This is a genomic window from Entomoplasma freundtii, assembly GCF_002804205.1.
Taxonomy (GTDB): Bacteria; Bacillota_I; Bacilli_A; order Mycoplasmatales; family Mycoplasmataceae; genus Williamsoniiplasma; species Williamsoniiplasma freundtii.
This window is the reverse complement of sequence record NZ_CP024962.1, coordinates 576379-598583: the sequence shown is the minus strand read 5'-3', so window position 1 is coordinate 598583 and position 22205 is coordinate 576379. Positions and strand designations below refer to the sequence as shown.

The following is a 22205-nucleotide window of genomic DNA, read 5'->3' as shown; positions in this document are numbered from 1 at the left end:
GGTAAACTTGTCTAAAAAGCGAGAAGCCTTGCTGAGCTTTTCTCAAATCTCTCTTTTTCCCCAATTAAAAATTTATAATTTTAGAGTAGTCTAAGGGGGCTGACCAATGCGTTTAATCATCAATAGCTATTTAAAAACTTTTGTAAAACATTGAGCCTCTGCTTTAGGCGTTTTATTATTCATCATTATGCTCGGAGCGATTGTACTCGGAATGATGTCTACTCCTTTACAAATGAATAATAAAATTTTGCGTATTAAGGCACAATCAGAAACTTATAATTACCGAATTCAAGATAAAAACAAATATAGTCAAGATTTTGATTATCACTATTTTGTTTTAAATGGTCATAAATATACTAATAATATTGAGGATCAACCAAGTCTTTTAAACCAGTTAGATGGTTATGAACCAATCAAACCAGAAGACCTAAACCAACTATTAATTAATTTACGCACTGGGGCTGATGGTTTCACTTTCCCCCAAACCATTTTTAGTCCATCATTATATTTAGCTTTGGACCAAATTTTAACCGAAGAATTAAATAATTCTAGTTGGAATTGGGCTGATTTATTGGCTAAGTATGATAATGAAAAGTTAATAAATTCAAGTGATATTAGTTTAGCTACGGAAACTCTAAGTCAACTCCAAAATAAAGTTAATTCATTTCTAGCGGTGGCTCAGTCTTCAGCAAATATCCCAGTAGTGATAAACTTAAAACCTAACAAAGCGATGAATTATCTTGACCACATCGTTGATATTTTTGTCAATGATTTAGAAACTAACGTTAAAGCTGACAAATGAATCACAATTGAAGAAGATGCGGCTTTAACTGAAACACGAACTTTATTTATTATTAATGAGTTTCTTAAGGCTAATGGCGTGGCCCCATTAGAAACGGGTCCAATTGATTACGATGCTTTGAAAATAGCTATTAAAAACTCTCCGAATGTTAAAAATAGTCATAGTTTAGCACTTACTGGAATTATGATTCTGCAAGCTAATTTCCGTAGTTTGCTTTGAAGTAATTATCAAAACAACATCTCTTATTTTGTCCTATCGCAAACAATTAATAATCCAAAAAATCAGTGAGCTAACTTTGACCACCAACCGCGATATGCCCTAGATAATTCGGTCGAGTTTGGTCTAGCTCGTAATTTGCCTGGAGCTTGGACGCCTGACTTTTCGACTGATATGCGTAGTATTGAAACAAGTTCACCATTCAATAAACCAATCCTTGAACGTGGTGAAAAACCGACTTGAAATTCACAAGGAAGCATTAATACTGGTGGAGAAATCGTTGTTAACGAATCCTTTTTAAAAGGAAATAAAATTAAATTAGGCGACAAATTAAAATTACCCCCTTCGCCCTTCGGCACAAACGTTAGTGTTATCGACCGCGAGGCTTTTCGGGTTGGTAATGAATTGTCGATGACAATTGTTGGCACCGCTTTAAAATATGATGAATTAACGCCAGGACCTAATTTTACAAGTTTTGTTCAACCATTTAAAAATTATACTTATTCTTATTTACCTGGAAATTATTTGGAGACTTATATTCATGCTAGTTATGTTTATTCGACAGCAATTCCCAAAGGCGGTACTAATATAGGCCTACGGGTAAAAACGCTACAAGGGAAGTCTAATTTACCACGCGTTCTAGAATTAAATCCTGCTAAAGGAGAAAGTGTTTACGAAGATTCCACGGTCGCGATAGTTCCCTTTTCAAAAGTTCTTACGATATCAAAATTAAACATGATTAAGATTCAGGTTGTAATCTATACTATTTTAGGATTGGTTAGTCTCGTATTAGCTTTTATCTTTATTAATTTTGTAATTAAAAAAGAAATTAATGAAACCCGTCGTCAATTAGGAATTTTTAAATCCTTTGGTTATACAACACCCGAATTATCATTAATTTTTGCCATTAAGACATTAATTACTATCTCTATCGGCATTATTTTTGGGTGACTTTGCTCTTTCCCATTACAAGTTTACATGGCCTCAAATTTCCTAAATAGTGTTATGTTCACTTACCAAAAAATCTATTTTGGTTGAGGCTTAATTCTTGTTATCTTTATTGGGGTGCCTGCTTTATTCATGCTTGTCTCTTATCTAATTACGATTCGTTACTTACGTCAACCAGCGCTTGCTTTAATTAACAATATGGCTTCTAAAAGTTTAAAGTCACCTCATATTGGACCAATTTCCAAAGCCTTAAAGCGTCATGATAAAGGTTTCGAATACCGTTTGTCGCAAAGTTTTGTGAAGGCTAGCAAGGGAAAATTTGTGGTTGTGCAAATCCTTTTTGCCTTTTCGGCTTTGATTTATACTTTAATGTTTGGCGCTCAAGCGATTATGTACCAAGCAATTGAACAAGGCTTTTCACTAATTAAAAAGGACACTGATCATCAGTATCTATGGCAAAACAAAAATTCCTTAACAATCGATGAATCGAGCGATAATAAATTTACTTTGAACGATATTGAAGATTATGAAGAAAATAAAATCAATTACATTGATTATAGTGATTATGCAACTGTAAATGAAGCGATGACTACCAACCCTGATTTGCAGACCTACTTTTCGGATTCGCGTTTCCGCTTTAGAGTCTTGACAGACGCTCTAAGTAATAGTATTGCTAAATCAGAAGGTATTGATAACTGAGTTTTGATGCCTAAAGACGTCGCTATTGATATCATTCAAGGGAACAAAATAAATATCGCCAATGTTTTTGACCCCCAAAACCAGTATTTCGTTTACCGACTTCTGACTTTTAAAGCTTTAAATGAGCCTTTAGACAATAAATTTGCTCCAATAATCCAAGAGATGGTAGCTAATAATAGTGGTTATAAAGGAAATTATCAAGATTTTTTAACAAGTTTCGGTAAAGGTGCTGACGCTTGGCTTAATATTTCAGACTTAATAAATACCGAAAAGAGAAAAGCAAGTCTCGCTTTAACCTTTTTTGGTCTTACAGCCCAAACAAAAGGAGCTACTCCGCAAGAAAGTTTGGCAAATAACATCTTGCTAACCGATTTGAGTCGAATTTTTTCAATGTTTTTTGCTAACCAATATATTTTGGAACAGCTAAGGGGACTTTTGGGTCTTGCGAATGGCAATATTGATCCAAATATTAGTGAAGATGAGATTACAACTGCACTTACACAAATTTATGAAAATGCCAAAAAGCCTGATAACCCGCTTTATGGTTACGACCCTCGTGACTCTAGCTATTGAAATATGCAAAATAATCCGTTAATTAATACCTTTTCTCGCTTGCCGAATACCGAAGATAATAAACCTAAAAATGAAGGCATTATCGATGTAATTGGGGACATGAATGCGACCTTGTTAGGAATCCTTACTGCTGGAATGTTGTCAAAATCAACCGAAAAATTACTTGATGAACCAGTACTTAACTTTAATAATTTTTTCTTTAATAAAACCAAAGAAAATCTCCAGTTACTATTGAATGTCATTCCACAAAACTCCGACATTGGCGCTACACAAATAGACCTAGTCGATGCCCAAAAAACTAGGTTTGGAGACGTGAGACGCCAATATAATTTTGATGGTGTTACTGCTAGCCAATATGAAAAATTAACTATTAAACCAGAAGGAAAAAATACTTTTAATGGGATTATTCCTTACGCAATTGCAAGACAATTTAATGTTGAAATTGGTGACAAATTAACTTTTTATACTAATACATCGGTTCGGGAAGAAATAAACATTATTGTTGTGGGAATTAATAGGTCGATTACGATTCCTATTAGTACCTATTGATTAATTTTTGTGGATTACAATTTATTTGCCGATAATATGTTTAGTAATGACTTTAAAAAGGCAATCAACTTTAATGATAATAGCGTTCTTAGTCAATACTTTTTTAATACTATTATTTCGGAAGAATCAATGTTACATGGAACCTTTGATATAAAGGCTATCGGTCAATCGCTAAATAGTTTTTCTTTTGGTGGTAATCAGTTAGTCATGAACGTTAAACCTTCTACTAATGTTTTTGGCCCCTTAATTAAGCAACTAGCTACTCTCCTAGGTGTCGATGAGAATAAACAAAACGCTCGGTCTCAAGACTCATTGATAGATGTAAATCTTAACGATGCTATTGAGATAGATAATAAGATGAACCTTGTCACAAACCCGATGATGATGAATATTGATACACAGAAAATGGTTGCTTTTCCGTTTAACATCGCGCGAAATGGTTTTGCCAATTTTGCTACCACAATGGGTGATTTAATGACTATTTTCCTCTTATTGCAATCATTATTATTAACAATTATTCTTTGTGTTGTCATGAACATTATTGTCGATGAAGCTTCAACCATAATCTTGACACTACGCGCCATCGGTTATTCACAAAAGGAAATCAATTGAATTATTATGGGTCCTTATGTGGTAGGAATTATTATCTCCTTCATTCTAGCTTATGCGTTTTCAAATATTATCTGGAAAGTCTTTTTAATTGTTGCTGCTGAGCAATGGGATATTATTGTTTTCTTCCCCTTCGATTGAAAAGGTTTAGTTATCCCAATCTTAGTCTTAGGACTCATTATGTTTATTGGTTGGCTAGCATCAAATTATCAAGTTAACCGTCGTCCACTAACTCAAATCACTAATCTTGTTTAAAGCCCTAAAAGGGGCTTTTATGGTTTTTTCAGACTTAAAAAAATAGTAAAATCAACTTATTGAATTGATAGTAGTTAGGAATTGGGGATTTGAGGTAAAATGAAAAATAAAATTCAGGAATTAGCCCTTGCTTTTGAACACCAAAGTCAGGAAATTAAAACTTTAACTGATTTGGAAAAAGTGCGTTTACATTTTTTTGGAAAGGAATCGCCTTTAAATATAATTTTGAAGCAATTAAAAACATTGACTCCAGAAGAACGCCAAAAAATTGGTCAAGAGGCTAACCAATTGCGAAACCACATGACTGAGGTTTTAAATAAAAAACGCGAAGAATTAAATGATCAAGAATGAAAAGAAAAATTAGCAAAAGACAAAATTGACTTTTCTTTTCCTGGTTTTGCGTTGCCCTTAGGAAAACTGCACCCTCTTAATTTAGTGATGAACGAAATTAAAACAATCTTTCGTGAGTTAGGCTTTTTGATTGTTGAGGGTACGGAAATAGAAACTGATGAATTTAACTTTCAAAAACTAAACTTGCCTTTAGGACATCCAGCTCGTGATATGCAAGATACTTTTTATTTGGATTCTGAAACTGTAATGCGTACTCATGCTACCAATATGACTGCTCGCTACTTAACAAACGTTGCGGATAATTCTCATGATAATGAGGTACCGACTTTAGCTGTTTTGTCGGCTGGAAATGTCTTCCGTCGCGATGATGATGATGCAACTCATTCTCACCAATTTATGCAAGTCGATGGTTTTGCTATTGGACCCAAGATTTCCTTTGCTAACCTTAAATGAGTGTTGCAATCACTTTGCCAACGCCTTTTTGACCAAGAAGTTAAAATCCGCTTACGTCCCAGTTTTTTCCCATTTACAGAACCGAGCGTAGAAGTGGACATCTCGTGCTTTAAATGCCGCAATGAAAACCATGGTTGTGAGATTTGCAAACAATCAGGGTGAATTGAAATTCTTGGAGCGGGAATGATTAATGAGCAAGTAATGAGTTTGAATGGGTTAAATCCCAAAACTACCACAGGCCTAGCTTTTGGCGTTGGAATCGAACGTATCGCAATGTTGAAATTTGGTGTTAACAACATCCGGGCTTTTTATGAAAATAATTTAAAGTTCTTAGAACAATTTAGATTCTATGGAATGTAGAAGTAGGAGCAAAGGTAGCTATGATTTTATCGCGTAACTGGTTAGACCAACATTTGAATCTTAAGGGGATAAGAAATGACGAAATTACTCAAGCTTTAAATTCTCTAGGTTTTGAAGTTGAAAAAGAAATCGACTGGACAAGTCTTAATGACCCTTTAGTAATTGGCAAAGTGAAAAGCTCTCAACTAATCCCAGAGACCCATTTAAGCTTAAATTATGTCGATATTGGGCAAAAAGAACCCTTACAAATTGTTTGTGGAGCCCCGAATGTCGGCACTGGACAAATGGTTATTATCGCGCAGGTTGGTCAAAAAATTGCCAACGGGCTATTTTTAACTAATCGTCAAATTAGAAATTATGAATCACAAGGTATGATTTGCGCTTTGAATGAAATTGGTATTGAAGCAAAAACCTTAACCGATAAAGAAAATGATTCAATTTATGAAATTGCGCCCAGTCACCCGTCATTAATCGGCAAAAGTATTGGCGAAATTGGTCTTCATGATTACCTTTGAGATATGGATCTCACTTTGAATCGGAGTGATGCACTTGCAGCCACCCAATTGTTAAAAGAATTAGCTAATTATTTCCATCGAAAAATTAAATGACGTGCTAATGATTTGTTACCCACAAAAGGTTTGGTACCCCCTACAGTCCAAATTGCCAATGGTTTAAAAAATGACGTTGAAACTTTGGCCACACAAACTTTTGAACTAGAAGCACAAGCACAAGCCAAGAAGTTAACTGCTCAAGATGATTTGTTATTAAAAAAAATCAAAGTCAAAACAACTGATAATTTTTATGAAGATTTAGCCAACTTAAATAGTTGAGAAACTGGTCAACCTTTAGTCTTGTTTGATGAAGCAAGACTAAAGGATAAGTTAACTTTGCAAACTATCACTTATAATGGAAAATCAGTTATCGCACTAACTGATGGTGCAGAAGTGGTGACAGTTTTAGGATTACCGACGGAATTGGCTTATTCTCCAACACCGGCAACAACGCGTTTAGGAGCGATTGCCTTAAACATTAAAGCGCCCCTAATGCGCAAGCAACAAAAAGATTTGAATCAAAATTCAACTACTTTGCAACGTTTAATGAAACCTTTAAACCCCAATCTTTATGATTATGGTTTCCAAAATTGAAGCAGTTTATTAAAAAAATACCACCTTTTATTGGCAGTTTCGCCACTTAACATCGTTCAACAAAAATATGTTAAAACAACCAAACAATTCCGAATCAGTTTACAAAAAATCCAAGATTTCTTAGGCATTCAAATAGATTTTGAAACTATTAAAAATTTATTTGAACATCTTGATTCTACGGTAACTTTGCATAAAAACAACGTGCTAGTTTTTGAAATGGATCCTAACCGCGTGGATTTATTTGGTACTAATGACATTATTGAAGAAATTGCACGACTATACGGTTATGATAATATTCCTGCGGAGCCATTAAAAATTATCCCCCAAGTTCCTCCGCTTAACTTGAAAGCAAATTTGATAGAGCAAACTCAAGAATACCTTTTAGGTCGGGGTTTAATGAATGTCAAAACTTATGCCTTAGTTAATAAAACTGAAGCTCAGGAATGAAACATTTTTAATCTACCAACGCCTTTAGGTTTAATGGCTCCCTTGTCGCAAAATCATGAAATTTATCGTTCTAGTCTTATTCCATCTTTAATTCAAGTGGCGCAATTTAATGCAGCTAATGGGATAAAAAAGGGTCAAATTTGGGAAGTAAGCGATATTTATAGTGGCGTTGATCAACGCCAAAAACACCTTGGTCTTTTGGTAACTGGATCATTATGAGATGAACCCTTAGTAGCTAACAAAATGGAGAATAATTTTTATTACCTAAAGGGTCTTGTAGAGACTATTTTGGACCTTTACCAACTCCCGAAGACAAAAGTTAAATTTGTTGTTGCAGATTTAGCACAAAAGATGATTCATCCTTTTGTGCAAGCTAAAATATTGGTGGATAATCAATTAATGGGGTATATTTTGCGATTAAATCCTCTTTTTGAACAACAAAAAAAACTTCATCCTACATTTGTAGCGGAATTAAACTTAGAGGCTTTATGAAAATTTAGTAATCATAAAATTACTTTAAATCCCCAAAGTAAATTCCAGAGTTCTACTCGTGACTTATCGATTATTCTTTCTGAAAAGTTTAATTTCCAAGAATCTTTAGCAATGCTAACGGATAACTTAAAATACTTAGTAAATTGAAAACTAATTGATATTTATCGCGATGAAGAATTAATTAACCGTCACCAACAAGCTTTAACAATTAGTTTTCAATTCAATAGTTTTGATAAACAATTGACTGAAAGCGAGATTAATGAAGTTTGAAACGAGCTTTTAAGTCGCGCTGAAAAAATGGGAGGACAAATCAGATAATGAACTTAGATTTAAAAAAGGACCCTCATCAACAATTGAAAGGTAATTTGCACCAACCAACTATACCAGAAGGTTTTAATCCTTCAGTAAAAGAGATTCCTGAAATAATCTATAATTTTGATTTGCTCTATCAACCAGATGCTGAAGTGGTGCTTATTCAAGGAACAATAGCTTTTAGAGTAGAAGCACTTGATGCTTTAAACGGCCAACCTTTTACTTTTGAAAAGAAACTAAAAATTGATGAAACTTATAATACGAACATTGAGTTTATTACTGATGAATTAAACTTTCTTGAGTTGACAGATTTTAACATTGAAGATTTTTTATTGGCAGAAATCGCCTTAAATATCCCTATCGTTTTAACTGCTAGTCATGGTATAATTTCTAAGAATGGTTTGGGCTGAGAAGTGCTCTCTGAATCAACCTATCAAGCCAATAAGGCTGATAGTCAAACAAACGAAGTTGATTCACGTTGAGACAAATTAGACAAATGGAAGATTAACGAATAGAGGGGGTGGAAGAATGGCTGTACCATTTAGAAAAACAAGCAAAGCTGCTAAAAACAAGCGTCGTTCACACTTAGCATTAACTGGAGCCACAATCACAAATTGTACTAATTGTGGAACTATGATTAAACCACATCGTGTTTGCAGTGAATGTGGATTTTACAAAGGAAAAGAAGTAAAAACCAAATAACATTTGGCAAAAATACTAAACTTTTAAGCGTGTTTATTTTCATAAAAAGGGGGCAAAACCCCTTTTTATTTTAAAAATGTTGTAATATCATAGTGTAGTGGGAGAAAGTGGGGTAAAATGGAATGTTAGTCGGAAGTTACGAACATACCCTTGACAACAAGCATCGCTTGACGTTGCCCGCTAAATTACGCAGTAAATTAGGCAATTTAGTTTACGTTTCGAGGGGTCTTGAAAACAACTTAGAATTGCGTACTGTTGAAGAATTTTCCCTTTGAGAAGCTGAACTAGAAAACCTTGAAACCTTTAAAAAAGATGCCCGAACTTTAAAACGTTATATTTTTTCCAACTCTGCGGAGCTAGAAATTGATAGTGCGGGTCGAATCAAAATCCCGCAAAACTTGTTAGATTCTGCCAACATCCAAAAGGATGTTTTTGTTCTCGGAGTTGGTTCAAAAATCGAAATTTGGGATAAAAAAACTTATGAAACTTATGAAAAAACCAACTTTGAGGCGATTACCGAACTTGCTGAAAAAGTAAGTGACCTGGAGAAATAGCAATGAACATTAATCAAGACCACATTCCTGTGTTATTTAAAGAAGCTCTCAGCGCTTTAGATATTAAACCGAAAGGAATTTATTTAGATTGTACTTTTGGTCGAGGCGGCCATAGTCAAGGGATTCTTGAGGCTTTATCACCATTAGGAAAACTTTATGGGATTGATCAAGATCCAACAGCGATAGCCGTAGGCCAAGAACTAACGATGACAACTAAAAATGCTAATTTTAAAATTCTTGAAGGAAATTTTAGGAATTTAACGACTTTGTTAACCTTAGAAAACATAACAGCAGTCGATGGCATTTTTTTTGACCTTGGCGTTTCATCGCCACAATTTGATCGCCCTGAACGTGGTTTCTCATATCGCTTTGAGGGACCATTGGATATGCGGATGGATTTTGTGGATAATGATTTAACTGCTGCTCAAGTGGTGAATACTTATCCAGAAGCAGAAATTAGTCGCATAATCCAAATCTACGGTCAAGAACCTGCTCATAAATTGATTGCCAAGGCTATTGTTGAAAACCGTCCGTTACAAACAACCTTAGAATTAGTGGAAGTGATTAAAAAGGCTTTACCTGCTAAAATGTTGCGTCAAAAAGGCCATCCAGCTAAAAAAACTTTTCAAGCTTTAAGAATCTATGTTAATCAAGAAATGGAAAGTTTAACCCAAGCATTAGAACAAAGCTTAGCTTTATTAAAACCACAAGGACGGTTAGTAATCATTACCTTTCATTCCTTAGAAGAAAAAATTGTCAAGACCGTTTTAAATCGAGCAACATATTGCGAAGAAGACCAAATTCGCAGCAAATTGCCAATTGCTTTAGCGAAAATTGCTCCTTACGAATTAGTGATTAAAAAGCCTTTGCGTCCAAGTGAAGAAGAATTAATAAGAAACCCTCGAGCTCATAGTGCTAAGCTCTGAGTTCTAGTGAAACGTTAAAAATGTTTGCAAGTCTAATACTTTCTAAGAACATTAACTAACAAATACTTACTAAATAATTAAATAAGGAAAGGCGGTGAAACTCATGGCCACCACAAAAGCTCGTCTTTATGGTACTTTGGAATTGACCAAAAATTGGTTCCTTTTTAGTGTTTTCAAAACTACCAATATTGGTCCACATCGCCTAATTCCACTTTTCAAACGTGAGTTAAAAAGTACCATTTCGACGCCATGAATTGATGAAAATGATCAAGTTAAAAACCTTAATGGTACGGCCCTAAAATTAGCTGAAGTGGTCCAAGAATTTCATCAAGCTTTCCCCCAATATAAACTAGTAAAAATTGCCTTAATCCTTCCAACAACTTTCTTGCAAATCCGTAAGGTTGAAAAGGAAATTCAAATTGGTGAAAACCATCAACCAGGAGTCATCACTGAAACCACCTTTAATAAATTAACTAATTGAAGTGATGACAAAAGTAATGAAAATTTAACAATTATTGATAATAAAATAATTCATTACTGAATTGATAAGCAACAATGCGATCGTGACCAATTATTAGGAATGAAGGGGCAAATCTTAACGATTGATTCATTAATTTACGAGCTCCCTAAACAAATTGTGATTTCCTTCCAACGTCTTTTAAATTTAGCTAATCTAGAATGTCTTTGAATGACAACGAGTTTACAATCTCTCCACCGTAATTTTGAGCAAAAGGGAGCCCCATCGGAAACGCTTATTTTAACTAATTGAAAAGAAGAAAATTTGGAGATGGGTTTTTTTGAAAATGGTTGGTTAAAAAAAGTCATCATTGTTCCACAAGGTTTTGATTACATTGAAAAAAACTTGGAACAACAATTAGGCCTACCAAAACCAATTCTAAGTCGTTATCTTTTTAAGTTAATTGATTATAAAAGTAATAATATAGATAACCAAATTAATATTTGCGGTATTTGAGATCACCGCCAAAAAATTTTAAAAAAATATAGTTTAAAAAACATTCAAGAAATTATCGGTCGTGAGTTTCAAAAACTCTATCTTTTTGGTTTAAAACAATTATTTGCTCATACAATTCTGCCAACTTCATTAGTGACCTACCATTTTGGGCTAATAACGAAAATGGCCGGAATGGAAAGATTAATGAGTATTATTAACCACTTACCACATTATAATTTTAGGACTATGATTTTAGGGTGAGGTCTAAACACTCATTTTCATACGGCTGCTGGTTTAGTCTCGACTTTAGAAAAAATTAATAACTATGCCTTACATCCAAAAGTTTATACTTCGCAAGGTAGTTATTTAAAACCACCAACCGGTGATATCGAAACGAAGATAACTCAAGAAGAAGTCCTTGTTAATAATGATAAATACCTTCATAATACTCATAAAAAGGCAAATCCTAAACAAGCAACAAAGTCACGTTATTTCGGTAGGCTAGAACAAGATCAAACCATCTCAGACCTTGCCTACATTAAGGCTTAGAGGAGGAAAAAATGGGACAAGAATTTGGACAAATTGCAAAGATTAAAGTTATTGGCGTCGGTGGCGGTGGGTGTAATGCCGTTAACCGGATGGTTAATGAAGGTGTGGAAGGTGTTGAATTTATTGTTTCTAATACTGATGCCCAAGTTTTAGCCATTTCGAAAACTCCTAATAAAATTATTCTTGGCGAAAAAATATCAAAAGGCTTAGGTGCTGGGGCTAACCCAGAAGTTGGTAAAGCAGCTGCTGTCGAATCAACTGAAAAAATTCGCGCTGCTTTAGAGGGAGCTGACCTCATTTTTATTGCTGCCGGAATGGGTGGTGGAACTGGAACCGGAGCTGCGCCAATTATTGCTAAAATCGCTCAAGATTGTGGAGCTTTAGTGGTGGCGATTGTTACTAAACCATTCCGTTTTGAAGGCAGAAATCGAAATCGTTTTGCTCTTCAAGGTCTCGAAGAATTAAAGAAAAACGTGGATTCGGTAATTGTAGTTTCTAATGATAAATTATTGGAATACATTGGTGGTTTGCCAATTCAAGATTCGTTCCGCGAAGCAGATAACATTTTAAAACAAGGTGTGCAGACAATTACGGATTTAATTGCCGTACCGGCAGTAATTAATTTAGACTTTGCCGATGTGCGTACGGTAATGTCGAAAAAAGGGAATGCTTTGTTTGGAATTGGAATTGCGGAAGGCAAGGATAAAGCGGTTCAAGCGGCTAATAAAGCCATTAATTCAGCATTACTTGAGGCTTCAATTAAAGGTGCGAAAGACGTCATTGTCAACGTTACCGGTGGGAAAACGGTCTCGCTAAATGATGCCTATGATGCCGTTGATATTATCCAACAAGCTGTCCAAATTGAGGATGTAAATATTGTTTTTGGAATCGCTATTAATGAGCAACTAAATGATGAATTAATTGTCACCGTCATTGCCACTGGTTTTGATGAAGTGGTAGCACCAAATTTAGAAACACCACAACCAGAACATCATGCTGCGTCTGAAGAAATAACTAAAGAACCTCATCATCAACATATCAATAAAGATGTTGATATGATTAAACCTTTGCACCATCTTTTCCATGATAAACCAAGTGCTCGTGAAACATCACTAAGCTTGGATTTTGAAAGTCTTGATGATGACTTTCCTACTTTTTTAAAATAGCGTGAGCAACCATTAGTTTTTTGAAAAAATTAATGTTTACAACTCAATCCGACCTTATTTAAACTCGATAATGGAGGCAAAATTAAATGTGGAAGAAAAACTCTAAAAAACCTGTTTATGAGGTAGAAAAGTCAGTTCCTGACAATGAGGCAGTTCCGCTTTTAAAAGAGACAACTTCTTTGTGGGCGGATCAAGCAATTCCGGGAGCTGACGAAGCAGTTCTAAATAACGTTTCTCAAGCGGATAAAGTCCATCACGAAGGAAAAATCTTTCAACCGACTAGTTTCCAAGAAACTAAAAAGATTGTGGACGAACTTTTGAAAGACCGGATTATTGTCATTGATTTTTCGAAATTACCAAAGCGCGAAAGAACCCGCACAATTGATTTTGTGACTGGGGTGACCTATGCTCATAACGGTCATTTTAACAAAATAAATAAACAAATTTACCAGTTTGATTTACAATAAGTCAATCGATTGGCAAGTCTAAATTATTTTTAGACACTTCCGCCAATGGGTCGACTTTTTTATTTTCCGAAATTTTCGAATTAAAAAAAATTAAAAAAGTTTCTTTTAGTTTTGTATTAAAATAATTATGCTCTCAGGTCAAAGGACCAAGCGCAGACATTTTTAATATTGGTAGCAACCTATAATAAGTATTAAAAATCTTTCAGCCATTCCTAATTTTGGTTAAAGTTTTTTTTTACCTAAAAATTGGTTTTATTAACCAAAAATCACCAAAAAATGGCGTAAAATTCGCTATTTAAAGCTTTTAAAGGAGAAAACGAGTATGTATAGCCAAGCACAAATAACCCACTTAAACGCAGATATCAAGAATCATTTTGACAATATTTTTCAAATTGAGCCCGGATTCAAGTTACATTTTGAGGGGGTTTCACGCATGGTTATGTTAGACCGCTATGCCCAAAAAGATGAAACTTTGAAAACCTTAGAAGTGGGAGACTTGATTTTAACAATTATTAAAAACGATCCCCATTTTCCTACTCGTGGAATTGGCCAAGTTATTAAAATGGAACCGAACGGAGACTGTCTTGTCAAAATTGAAGACCAATATGTTGGCATGATTAGTCCTGAGTTTCTAGCCGACCGTTTAGTGCCAAACCTTATTAAAACTTCGAAAGACCAACTCGTAAAACCTTTGGAACTTTATTTTGAGCAAATCGCCCGTCGAGTTGGAAACCATCTTGGCCAAAACGAAACTCATGACATTACCAAAAGTTTTGTTCATGAATTAGAAACTTTGAATTTTGTGCCTGCTGGACGTGTCCTTTATGGAGCAGGTTCAAATAAACAAGTAACCTATTTCAACTGCTATGTAATGCCTTATATCAAAGATAGTCGCGAAGGATTGGCTGCTCACCGTGCAAAAGTAGCGGAAATTATGAGTCGTGGTGGTGGAGTAGGTACTAATGGTTCAACTTTACGACCAAAAGGCGCTCCAGCTTTAAATGTTGGCGGAAGCAGTTCGGGGGCTGTTTCATGATTGAACGACCTTTCTGGTTTAACACATTTAATTGAACAAGGTGGGTCGCGAAGAGGCGCCCAAATGATTATGATGGCCGATTGACATCCAGACATCGTTGAATTTATTATTTCTAAAATGCAAAACATTAAAAGTTTGCTATTTATCAAGGATCACTTTAAGTCACCGTTAATCCAAAACGAAGTGCAACGCAAGATTAATTTCAAAAATTTTGATCCAACCCAACGACAAATTTATGAAACGGTTCTTTCGCATTCCGAAGCTTTTGAACCTCATTTCATTAAAGAAGTAGAAGCTAAGTTATTAAGCGGCGGTGAATATGAAGTTAATAATCCGGAATTTTTAACGGGAGCTAATATTTCAGTTGCTATTTCCGATAAATTTATGGAAGCAATAGAAAATGATGCCGATTGAGATTTAAAATTCCCTGACAACCGTCATTTCACTCCAGAACAAAAAGAATTTTATGAAAAAAACTGAGCCGATATGGGAAATGTTTTTGAATGGGAATCTTTAGGCTATCCTGTCAAAACTTACCGTACAATTCGGGCTCGTGAACTTTGACAATTAATTAATTTCTGCGCTACTTATTCAGCAGAACCGGGTATTTTCTTTTTAGACCGTGCGAACAAAATGACTAATGCTCAAGGTTATGACCAAAGAGTTGTTGCCACTAATCCCTGTGGAGAGCAACCATTGGCCCCTTATTCAGTTTGCAACCTTGGAGCCATTAATTTAGCAAATTTTGTCAACAAAGAAACTCAAACTATTGAATTTGAAAAATTGAAAAAAACGGTAGCGACTGCCGTTCGTTTCCAAGATAACATTATTGACTTGACTCCCTATTTCCTTGAAGAAAACCAAAATCAAGCTCTTGGTGAACGTCGGGTTGGTTTAGGAGTGATGGGTCTTCATGATTTATTAATTTGAAGTGGTCATCGTTATGGTAGCGAAAAAGCAAATGACTTAGTTGATCAAGTGTTTGAAACCATTGCCTTAGCCGCTTATGAAACATCAATCGCCCTTGCGAAGGAAAAAGGGTCTTTCCCTTTCTTAACAGATAGAGAAAAATTTGTTAAATCTGGTTATTTACAAACATTGCCACAAAATATTCGCGATGGCATTATCGAAAATGGTTTGCGTAATTCTCACTTATTAACAGTTGCTCCTACTGGATCAACTGGAACAATGGTGGGAGGCTCAACTGGTTTAGAACCTTATTTTGCTTTTTCTTATTACCGTAGTGGTCGTTTAGGTAAATTTATGGAAGTTAAGGTACCTTTGGTAGAGGATTGGTTAAGTTACCATCCTGATTATCAAAACCGTCAACTCCCAGATATTTTTGTTAGTGCAATGCAACTAACCCCTGAAGAACATGCCACGGTGCAATGTATAATTCAACGTTGGGTTGATTCATCAATTTCAAAAACAGTTAATGCTCCGAAAGGTTTCACTGTGAAGCAGGTACAAGAAGTTTATAATAACCTTTACAAAATGGGAGCCAAAGGTGGCACTATTTATGTCGATGGTAGTCGTGACACCCAAGTCCTTTCTTTAGAAAAAGAAGAAAACTTGTTTGGTGAAGAATTTATTGCTCAAGGTACTGGTTTGACAAAGCCAGAAACTTTTCAAGATGACAAAACAACACACTTTGGATATGGAAGCGGAGACGCTTGTGCTCTTTGCCAATTAGGTACTTTAATTGAATCGGCAGGTTGTGTAACTTGCAATAATTGTAATGTTCAAGTGAAGTGTGGGTTATAAATCCCAAGCGAGAGTATTAAATGCGTATCCATCGTCAATGAATTAGTACTCTTAAACTAACTTTTATTGCTACCTATGTTGCCCTAGTTTATGGGTTACAAGTGGCTTTAGCGTCGATTCCAAATGTTGAAACAGTCACTCTTCTCCTCTTTATTGCGGCCATCAAATTTCCTGTCGCTTTGACTTTATTAATGAATATGAGTTTCGTCTTGTTAGAAGCCATAACTTACGGCTTTGGAGATTGAGTCTTGTTTTATATTGTAGTTTGAAACCTTTTAATGATTATTGGTTTGCTTTGTCGTCCCTTGGTTAACCGTTATTGAGGACTTGCCGTTTTTATTGGAGCCAGTTTCGGATTTTTGTTTGGCACCATTGATGCCTTAATAAAAGGCTTTTTATATGGTACTAGTGGTATGCTTGCTTATTGGTTCAGTGGGTTAGTTTTTGACTTAATTCACGGAATTAGTAACTTCCTAATTTTTCTTTTTTGCTATCTACCAATGAGTAAGGTGGTGAGCTTATACATTAATAAATATTTTTTCACTTACCCATCGCGGCCAAAAGAATACTTTTTAACTTTAAAAGAACCGGTTCGCCTTTGAATTAAAATGAGGTTTTAACAACAATGTCACCATATGAAAAACACCCTGAATCAGAATATGAAAAACAAAAACGCAAAGATAGTCATTCACCGTGATATCGTCGATTAACGTTAATTTTTCTTGTTACTACAATTATTTTCGCAACTTTAAGTATTATCATTGGTGTCAAGTTCCACGATTATAAAAGTCGTTTGAATAAAACAGAACCGGTACTTTTACTTATGGAAATTAAAATTCCTGATGATCAAAAAAAGGAAAAAGAATATCAAATTACTTATGAAGATTACCAAGGGCCTAGTTTAGATCCTTCATGATATGGCAAAAGTCTTTTGGAATATCTTACTAAATTTGGTAAAACCGGTTTAATTAACGTCGATGGAGGTTGACTCAAATCTGTTCAAGGGATAATACCTGGCGAAGACTATTATTGAGAAATTCAATCCTTTCATCAGCCAACTTCTGTTGGTATTTCAGACCTCTATATTAGCCACGCTAACTATATTACTTTTGTTTATAAGAATTGAAAATCTGGTCTCTAAGTCATTAGGAAAGCTTCCTAATGACTTTTTTCTTTTATAATTAAGAGGAAAAAGGAGTGAAAATGGAAAAAGAAGATGACTCCGTCCTGGCTCGAGGCTTTATTAACCTTTGAAATAATCATTTTTCACCAACCATTTATCGCCGTGAAGATGGTCGTGACGCAAAGTTAAATGTAGTTAAAATGTTTAACTGAAACCCGACAAATTTCAACTCGAATGCTAAATTAAAAATTGCCGATAAGGAACCGAATGCTAACATTTTTATACCATCTAAAGATGGTATAAAACTTGGAACATCAATTTGGCTAAATGATAAACCAACTAATAAATGAATTGTTGGAATTCATGGCTATAATTCATCACGTTTTGATGTTCTCTATTTGACCTGGCATTATCGAGATTTAGGTTACAACATTATTACTTTTGATTTCCGCAACCATGGGGCTTCTGATAATGATGCAGTCACATGAGGATATAAAGAGAAGTGAGATTTAATTGCGGTAATTGAATGGCTAATCAAAGCTTATAAAGTAGAAGAGATGGGTTTAATTGGAACAAGTATGGGTGCCTTTACTTTAAACTACTTTATGTTGACCGAACCAGAACTTATTAAAAAAGCTAATATTCGTTGAGGTATTTCCGATTCTGGTTATATGGCTGTGCCGAAGTTATTACAAAGAATGGTAAGTAATAATTCGCCTCGTTTTTTAGATCGTGTAACGAGTAACACTTTAAAGGTGATGATGAATATTTATAAAAAGGAATACGGAGTTGATTTTAGTAAATTAGATTTCATTTCCTTAATCAAACCAGGTGAATATCATCCTCCAGTCTTTTATGTTCATAATCGTGGTGACCGAATTACCGATTACTTAGATAGTTTTCGAATGTGAAAAATAAAGAATAATTTGGAAGAAACTGAAGATAATGAAGTGTTTATTTTTGATGGTCGCCATCATACCAAAGCTTTAGTAGAATATACCGATGAATATAAAGATTTAACCCTTAAATTTGTCCAAAAACACCAAAAACAACCCAAATAATTTGCCTGAAAAAAACCGGTTTTTAGTGATTTAAAACCGGTTTTTTCATAGTTTGGGAGACCGACGAGGCTCCCGAAAAGGGCAAAAATTTGGTATAATTGATTTCATAATATGAAGAAATAATGACAGAAACCTATGTTGGCAAGGGGTTTTGTCAAACTGAGGAGTGCTATGGGTAACAAATATAAAGACACCTTGCTTTTAGGACAAACTGATTTTGAAATGCGTGGAAATCTCAAAAATAAAGAACCAGGTTTAGAAAATTTTTGAGAAGAACAAAAAATCTACCAAAAAAAGCTACAACAAAACGCTGATAAACCATTGTTTATGTTACATGACGGTCCCCCATATGCAAATGGTGATTTGCATATTGGTCATGCTTTAAATAAGACCTTAAAGGATTTTATTATTCGTTGAAAGAATTCTTCTGGCTACCAAGCTCCCTATATTATGGGTTGAGATACTCATGGTTTACCAATTGAAACTGCAGTGACCAAAACTGGAGTTAATCGCAAAACAATGTCGCCAGATTCCTTCCGCGATTTATCTAAACAATATGCTCTAAAACAAGTGGCTAATCAAGCACAACAATTTGCACGTTTAGGAATTTTTACAGATTATGAAACAAGGTATTTAACGCTTGACCACGATTATGAAATGGCGGAATTAAAACTTTTTGCCAAGATGTTTAATGATGGATTGATTTATAAAGCTTTAAAACCAATTTATTGATCACCTTCGAGTGAATCAGCATTGGCAGAATCAGAAATTGAATATCAAGATGTTGTATCCCCATCGGTTTATGTTGGTGTTGATATCCTTGCTAACGATTTATTACCAGCCAATACCAAAGCGATAATTTGAACTACAACTCCTTGAACCTTACCAGCAAACCAATTGATTGCCGTCGGAGAAAATTTGGCCTATGTTTTAATGACACCAAAAGGTTCAAAAACCCATTACTTATTAGCCAAAAATCTTTTACCAACAGTTGCGAAAGTGATTGGTTGAGAAGATTACGAAATTAATCAAGAGTTTAGTGGTAAAGATTTAGTTAATTTGCCTTATAACTTACCTTTTTTTGCTAATAAACAAAGTAAGTTAGTGCTAGGGCACCACGTGACCGATGAGGCTGGGACTGGGCTGGTTCATATTGCAAGCGGTTTTGGTGAAGATGACTATATTGTGGCAAAAAATAATAACATCCCAATCTTTGCTCCTTTAGATGACCAAGGTCGATTTACAAGTGCTATTAATGATGAAGAATTAATTGGTCAGTTTTATGAAAAAACTAATGAAATTGTAATTGAACGTTTAAAAAATAACCAAAGTCTTTTGAAAGTGAAACCAATTAATCATTCTTATCCACATGATTGACGAACTAAAAAACCGGTAATTTATCGGGCAACTCTTCAATGATTTATCAATTTGTCACAAGGAAAAGAAGCTATTCTAACTCATGTTAATAATGTTGAAACACGTCCTCGGTGAGCAAAACAACGACTTTATCAAGTCTTAGATGACCGAATCGATTGAACAATTTCTCGTCAACGTTTATGGGGAGTACCAATTATTGGTTTTTATGATCAACAAGGCAAGTTAGTACTTAATCAAGAGATTCTTCAACATGCTTTAAAAGTCTTTGAAAAATATGGCACAAATGCTTGATTCAAGGAGGAAGCTAATTTCTTCCTCCCTTCAAATTATCAAAATAAAGGTCTTAAAAAAGAGAAAGACATTTTGGATGTTTGATTTGATTCTGGAAGTAGTGCTTTAGCCTTAGAAGCACGTTTTCCTCAATGACAAAGACCTTACGATTTGTATTTAGAAGGTAATGACCAATATCGTGGTTGATTTAATGCTTCAATGATTAATTCGGTGATATTTGATGACAAAACGCCTTATTTAAACTTAATTTCGCACGGAATGACTACTGATGAAAAAGGGCGGAAAATGTCGAAATCTTTAGGAAACGGCATTGACCCCTTAAAAGTGGCTAATGATTTAGGAGCTGACATTTTACGTCTCTGAGTTGCTTCAACTGATTACACCAATGATCAAAAGATTGGCCCAGAAATCCTTAAACAAATTGCTGAGTCTTATCGAAAAATTAGAAATACTCTTCGTTTTATAGTAGCTAATTTAGCTGACTTTAACCCGGATAAGAACTACCAAAAATCATTAGCACCAGTTGATGAGTATGCTTTGCACCAATTAACCATCTTTAAAAACCAAGCAAGCGAAGCTTATAATAATTATCAATTTAATAATGTTTATAATTTAGTGATTAATTATATAACGAAAGACTTATCGGCGTTTTACTTAGACTTTATTAAAGATATCTTATATGTCGAAGCCCTTGATAGTAAACGTCGTTTCCAAGTGCAAACTGTTCTTTATGAACAATTATGAGGTTTAATTGATATCCTTAAACCACTTATCCCTCATACTATTGAAGAACTTTACCAACATTGACAATTACCAAAAGAGTTAAAGGTTGAATCAGTTCACCTTTTAGATAATCGTTTGCAAAATTTCACATTAAGTCCTGAAAAATTAACGATTTGAAACCAAATTATTGATTTCAAATCAGAAGTTAATAAAGCTCTTGAAGTAGCCAAAACAAACGGTGTTGTTTCAAAGAGTCTTGAAGCCGTTGTTTATTATGAACTCAAACCAGAGTTTGCGAATTTAGCTAAAAAGTGACCTAAGGATTTGGCGCAAGTTTTAATTATTTCGGAATTGAAACCTCTCACTCATGAAGTTGATGAAAGTCTTCAAGAAGGAAAAATGAGTCGATTAAAAGTGGTCTTAAACGAAGGTCAAAAATGTGAACGTTGCTGAACGATTCACCGACAATTAAACGTTGATAAAATATGTCAACGCTGTGAAGAAGTGGTCCAAAAACACCACCAAAAATAAGTTTTTAAACCAAAAGAAAGAATGATTTGAAATGTGATTAAATCTACAACAATGATTAAAGCATCGCGATTACGCGTGAAAATTTAAATTAGTGGTTTGTTTGCCGGTTTTCCTTACCTTAGTTAGTTTTGATTGAATTAGCAAAGGTGTAGTGGCGGCACTAATGGAACAAAATGAGTCCCTTAGTTTCATCCCAGGTTTTTTACGTTTCAATTATGTCATCAATCCGGGTGCAGCCTATGGCTTTAATAGTGGCAATCCTGCTTTGGCAATTATTTTAGCTGCTCTTGTGACAACTTTTCTAACTATTGTCTTTATTTTTGCCAATGACCGGAAATTCTTGTTCGCCTTAACGTTTTTGGGGGCTGGAAGTTGGGCAAACATTTTAGCCCGCGCTTGAGCTCCAATGGTTTTGAGCGGAGCAAATGCAGGTATTAAAGGTGGGGTAATCGATTTTCTCCAATGAGACTTTACCTTCCTCAACTCATCGACTTATATTTTTAACCTTGCCGATGTTTGAGTGACCTTTGGCGTTATTATCTTAGTGATTATCTTAATTTTTGAAGGGTTGATGTTTATTATTCAACAACGCAAGGAACATGCCAAAAGTGTGGCGATAAACCAAGCCCCTCATTCTCCTTCAAATGAAATAAAGGAAACAAAACCTGACAATTTATCAGTTGAAGAAGATCAATATCAACCACAATCAACCACAACTAACAATGCCTCGTCACAGACTTTAACTGATGACATAGAAAGCGAAAATTAAGTA

At 34.8% G+C, this 22205-nt stretch carries 16 protein-coding genes; all 16 read left to right on the top strand.

Translation table 4 applies throughout. The annotated features are described in order from the left end of the window. Window positions 1-106: 106 nt before the first annotated feature. Entirely contained in the window at window positions 107-4651 is a 4545-nt protein-coding gene (locus tag EFREU_RS02595) for an ABC transporter permease (RefSeq protein WP_100609543.1), read from the top strand. 99 nt (window positions 4652-4750) lie between these two features. After that, window positions 4751-5815 (top strand): phenylalanine--tRNA ligase subunit alpha, encoded by a 1065-nt coding sequence (gene pheS, locus EFREU_RS02590; RefSeq protein WP_100609541.1) that lies wholly within the window; start codon window positions 4751-4753, stop codon window positions 5813-5815. A gap of 20 nt (window positions 5816-5835) precedes the next feature. Then, on the top strand, window positions 5836-8217 hold the full coding sequence (gene pheT, locus EFREU_RS02585; RefSeq protein WP_100609540.1) for a phenylalanine--tRNA ligase subunit beta: 2382 nt from the start codon (window positions 5836-5838) through the stop codon (window positions 8215-8217). Continuing rightward, entirely contained in the window at window positions 8217-8726 is a 510-nt protein-coding gene (locus EFREU_RS02580; protein ID WP_100609539.1) for a DUF177 domain-containing protein, read from the top strand. The genes pheT and EFREU_RS02580 overlap by 1 nt, the downstream gene beginning before the upstream one ends. A gap of 13 nt (window positions 8727-8739) precedes the next feature. Continuing rightward, window positions 8740-8913, top strand: coding sequence for a 50S ribosomal protein L32 (gene rpmF / locus EFREU_RS02575; RefSeq protein ID WP_100609538.1), 174 nt, complete (start codon window positions 8740-8742; stop codon window positions 8911-8913). 122 nt (window positions 8914-9035) lie between these two features. Continuing rightward, window positions 9036-9467 (top strand): division/cell wall cluster transcriptional repressor MraZ, encoded by a 432-nt coding sequence (gene mraZ / locus EFREU_RS02570; RefSeq protein ID WP_100609537.1) that lies wholly within the window; start codon window positions 9036-9038, stop codon window positions 9465-9467. Window positions 9468-9469: 2 nt separating this feature from the next. Next, window positions 9470-10411, top strand: a complete 942-nt coding sequence (gene rsmH / locus EFREU_RS02565) for a 16S rRNA (cytosine(1402)-N(4))-methyltransferase RsmH (RefSeq protein WP_100609536.1) — start codon at window positions 9470-9472, stop codon at window positions 10409-10411. A gap of 85 nt (window positions 10412-10496) precedes the next feature. Next, a complete protein-coding gene (locus EFREU_RS02560) occupies window positions 10497-11894 on the top strand; it encodes a hypothetical protein (RefSeq protein WP_100609535.1) in 1398 nt (465 codons plus the stop codon). An 11-nt stretch (window positions 11895-11905) separates the two neighbouring features. After that, window positions 11906-13060 carry a cell division protein FtsZ gene (ftsZ, locus tag EFREU_RS02555; protein ID WP_100609534.1) on the top strand — a complete coding sequence of 385 codons (1155 nt, stop codon included), beginning with the start codon at window positions 11906-11908 and terminating at the stop codon, window positions 13058-13060. An 86-nt stretch (window positions 13061-13146) separates the two neighbouring features. Beyond that, window positions 13147-13527, top strand: coding sequence for a cell division protein SepF (locus tag EFREU_RS02550; RefSeq protein WP_100609533.1), 381 nt, complete (start codon window positions 13147-13149; stop codon window positions 13525-13527). A 322-nt stretch (window positions 13528-13849) separates the two neighbouring features. Continuing rightward, window positions 13850-16327: a vitamin B12-dependent ribonucleotide reductase gene (locus EFREU_RS02540; protein ID WP_100609531.1), complete on the top strand. Its 2478-nt coding sequence runs from the start codon at window positions 13850-13852 to the stop codon at window positions 16325-16327. 20 nt (window positions 16328-16347) lie between these two features. Further along, window positions 16348-16947, top strand: coding sequence for a hypothetical protein (locus EFREU_RS02535; protein WP_100609529.1), 600 nt, complete (start codon window positions 16348-16350; stop codon window positions 16945-16947). Between the two features lie 5 nt (window positions 16948-16952). Next, the gene (locus EFREU_RS02530) at window positions 16953-17468 is read left to right on the top strand and encodes a hypothetical protein (RefSeq protein ID WP_100609527.1); all 516 of its coding nucleotides are present in this window, start codon (window positions 16953-16955) and stop codon (window positions 17466-17468) included. A 62-nt stretch (window positions 17469-17530) separates the two neighbouring features. Beyond that, a complete protein-coding gene (locus tag EFREU_RS02525; RefSeq protein WP_100609525.1) occupies window positions 17531-18511 on the top strand; it encodes an alpha/beta hydrolase in 981 nt (326 codons plus the stop codon). Window positions 18512-18682: 171 nt separating this feature from the next. Then, a complete protein-coding gene (ileS, locus tag EFREU_RS02520; protein ID WP_100609523.1) occupies window positions 18683-21433 on the top strand; it encodes an isoleucine--tRNA ligase in 2751 nt (916 codons plus the stop codon). A gap of 31 nt (window positions 21434-21464) precedes the next feature. Beyond that, window positions 21465-22202: a signal peptidase II gene (locus EFREU_RS02515; RefSeq protein ID WP_100609521.1), complete on the top strand. Its 738-nt coding sequence runs from the start codon at window positions 21465-21467 to the stop codon at window positions 22200-22202. Window positions 22203-22205: the final 3 nt, after the last annotated feature.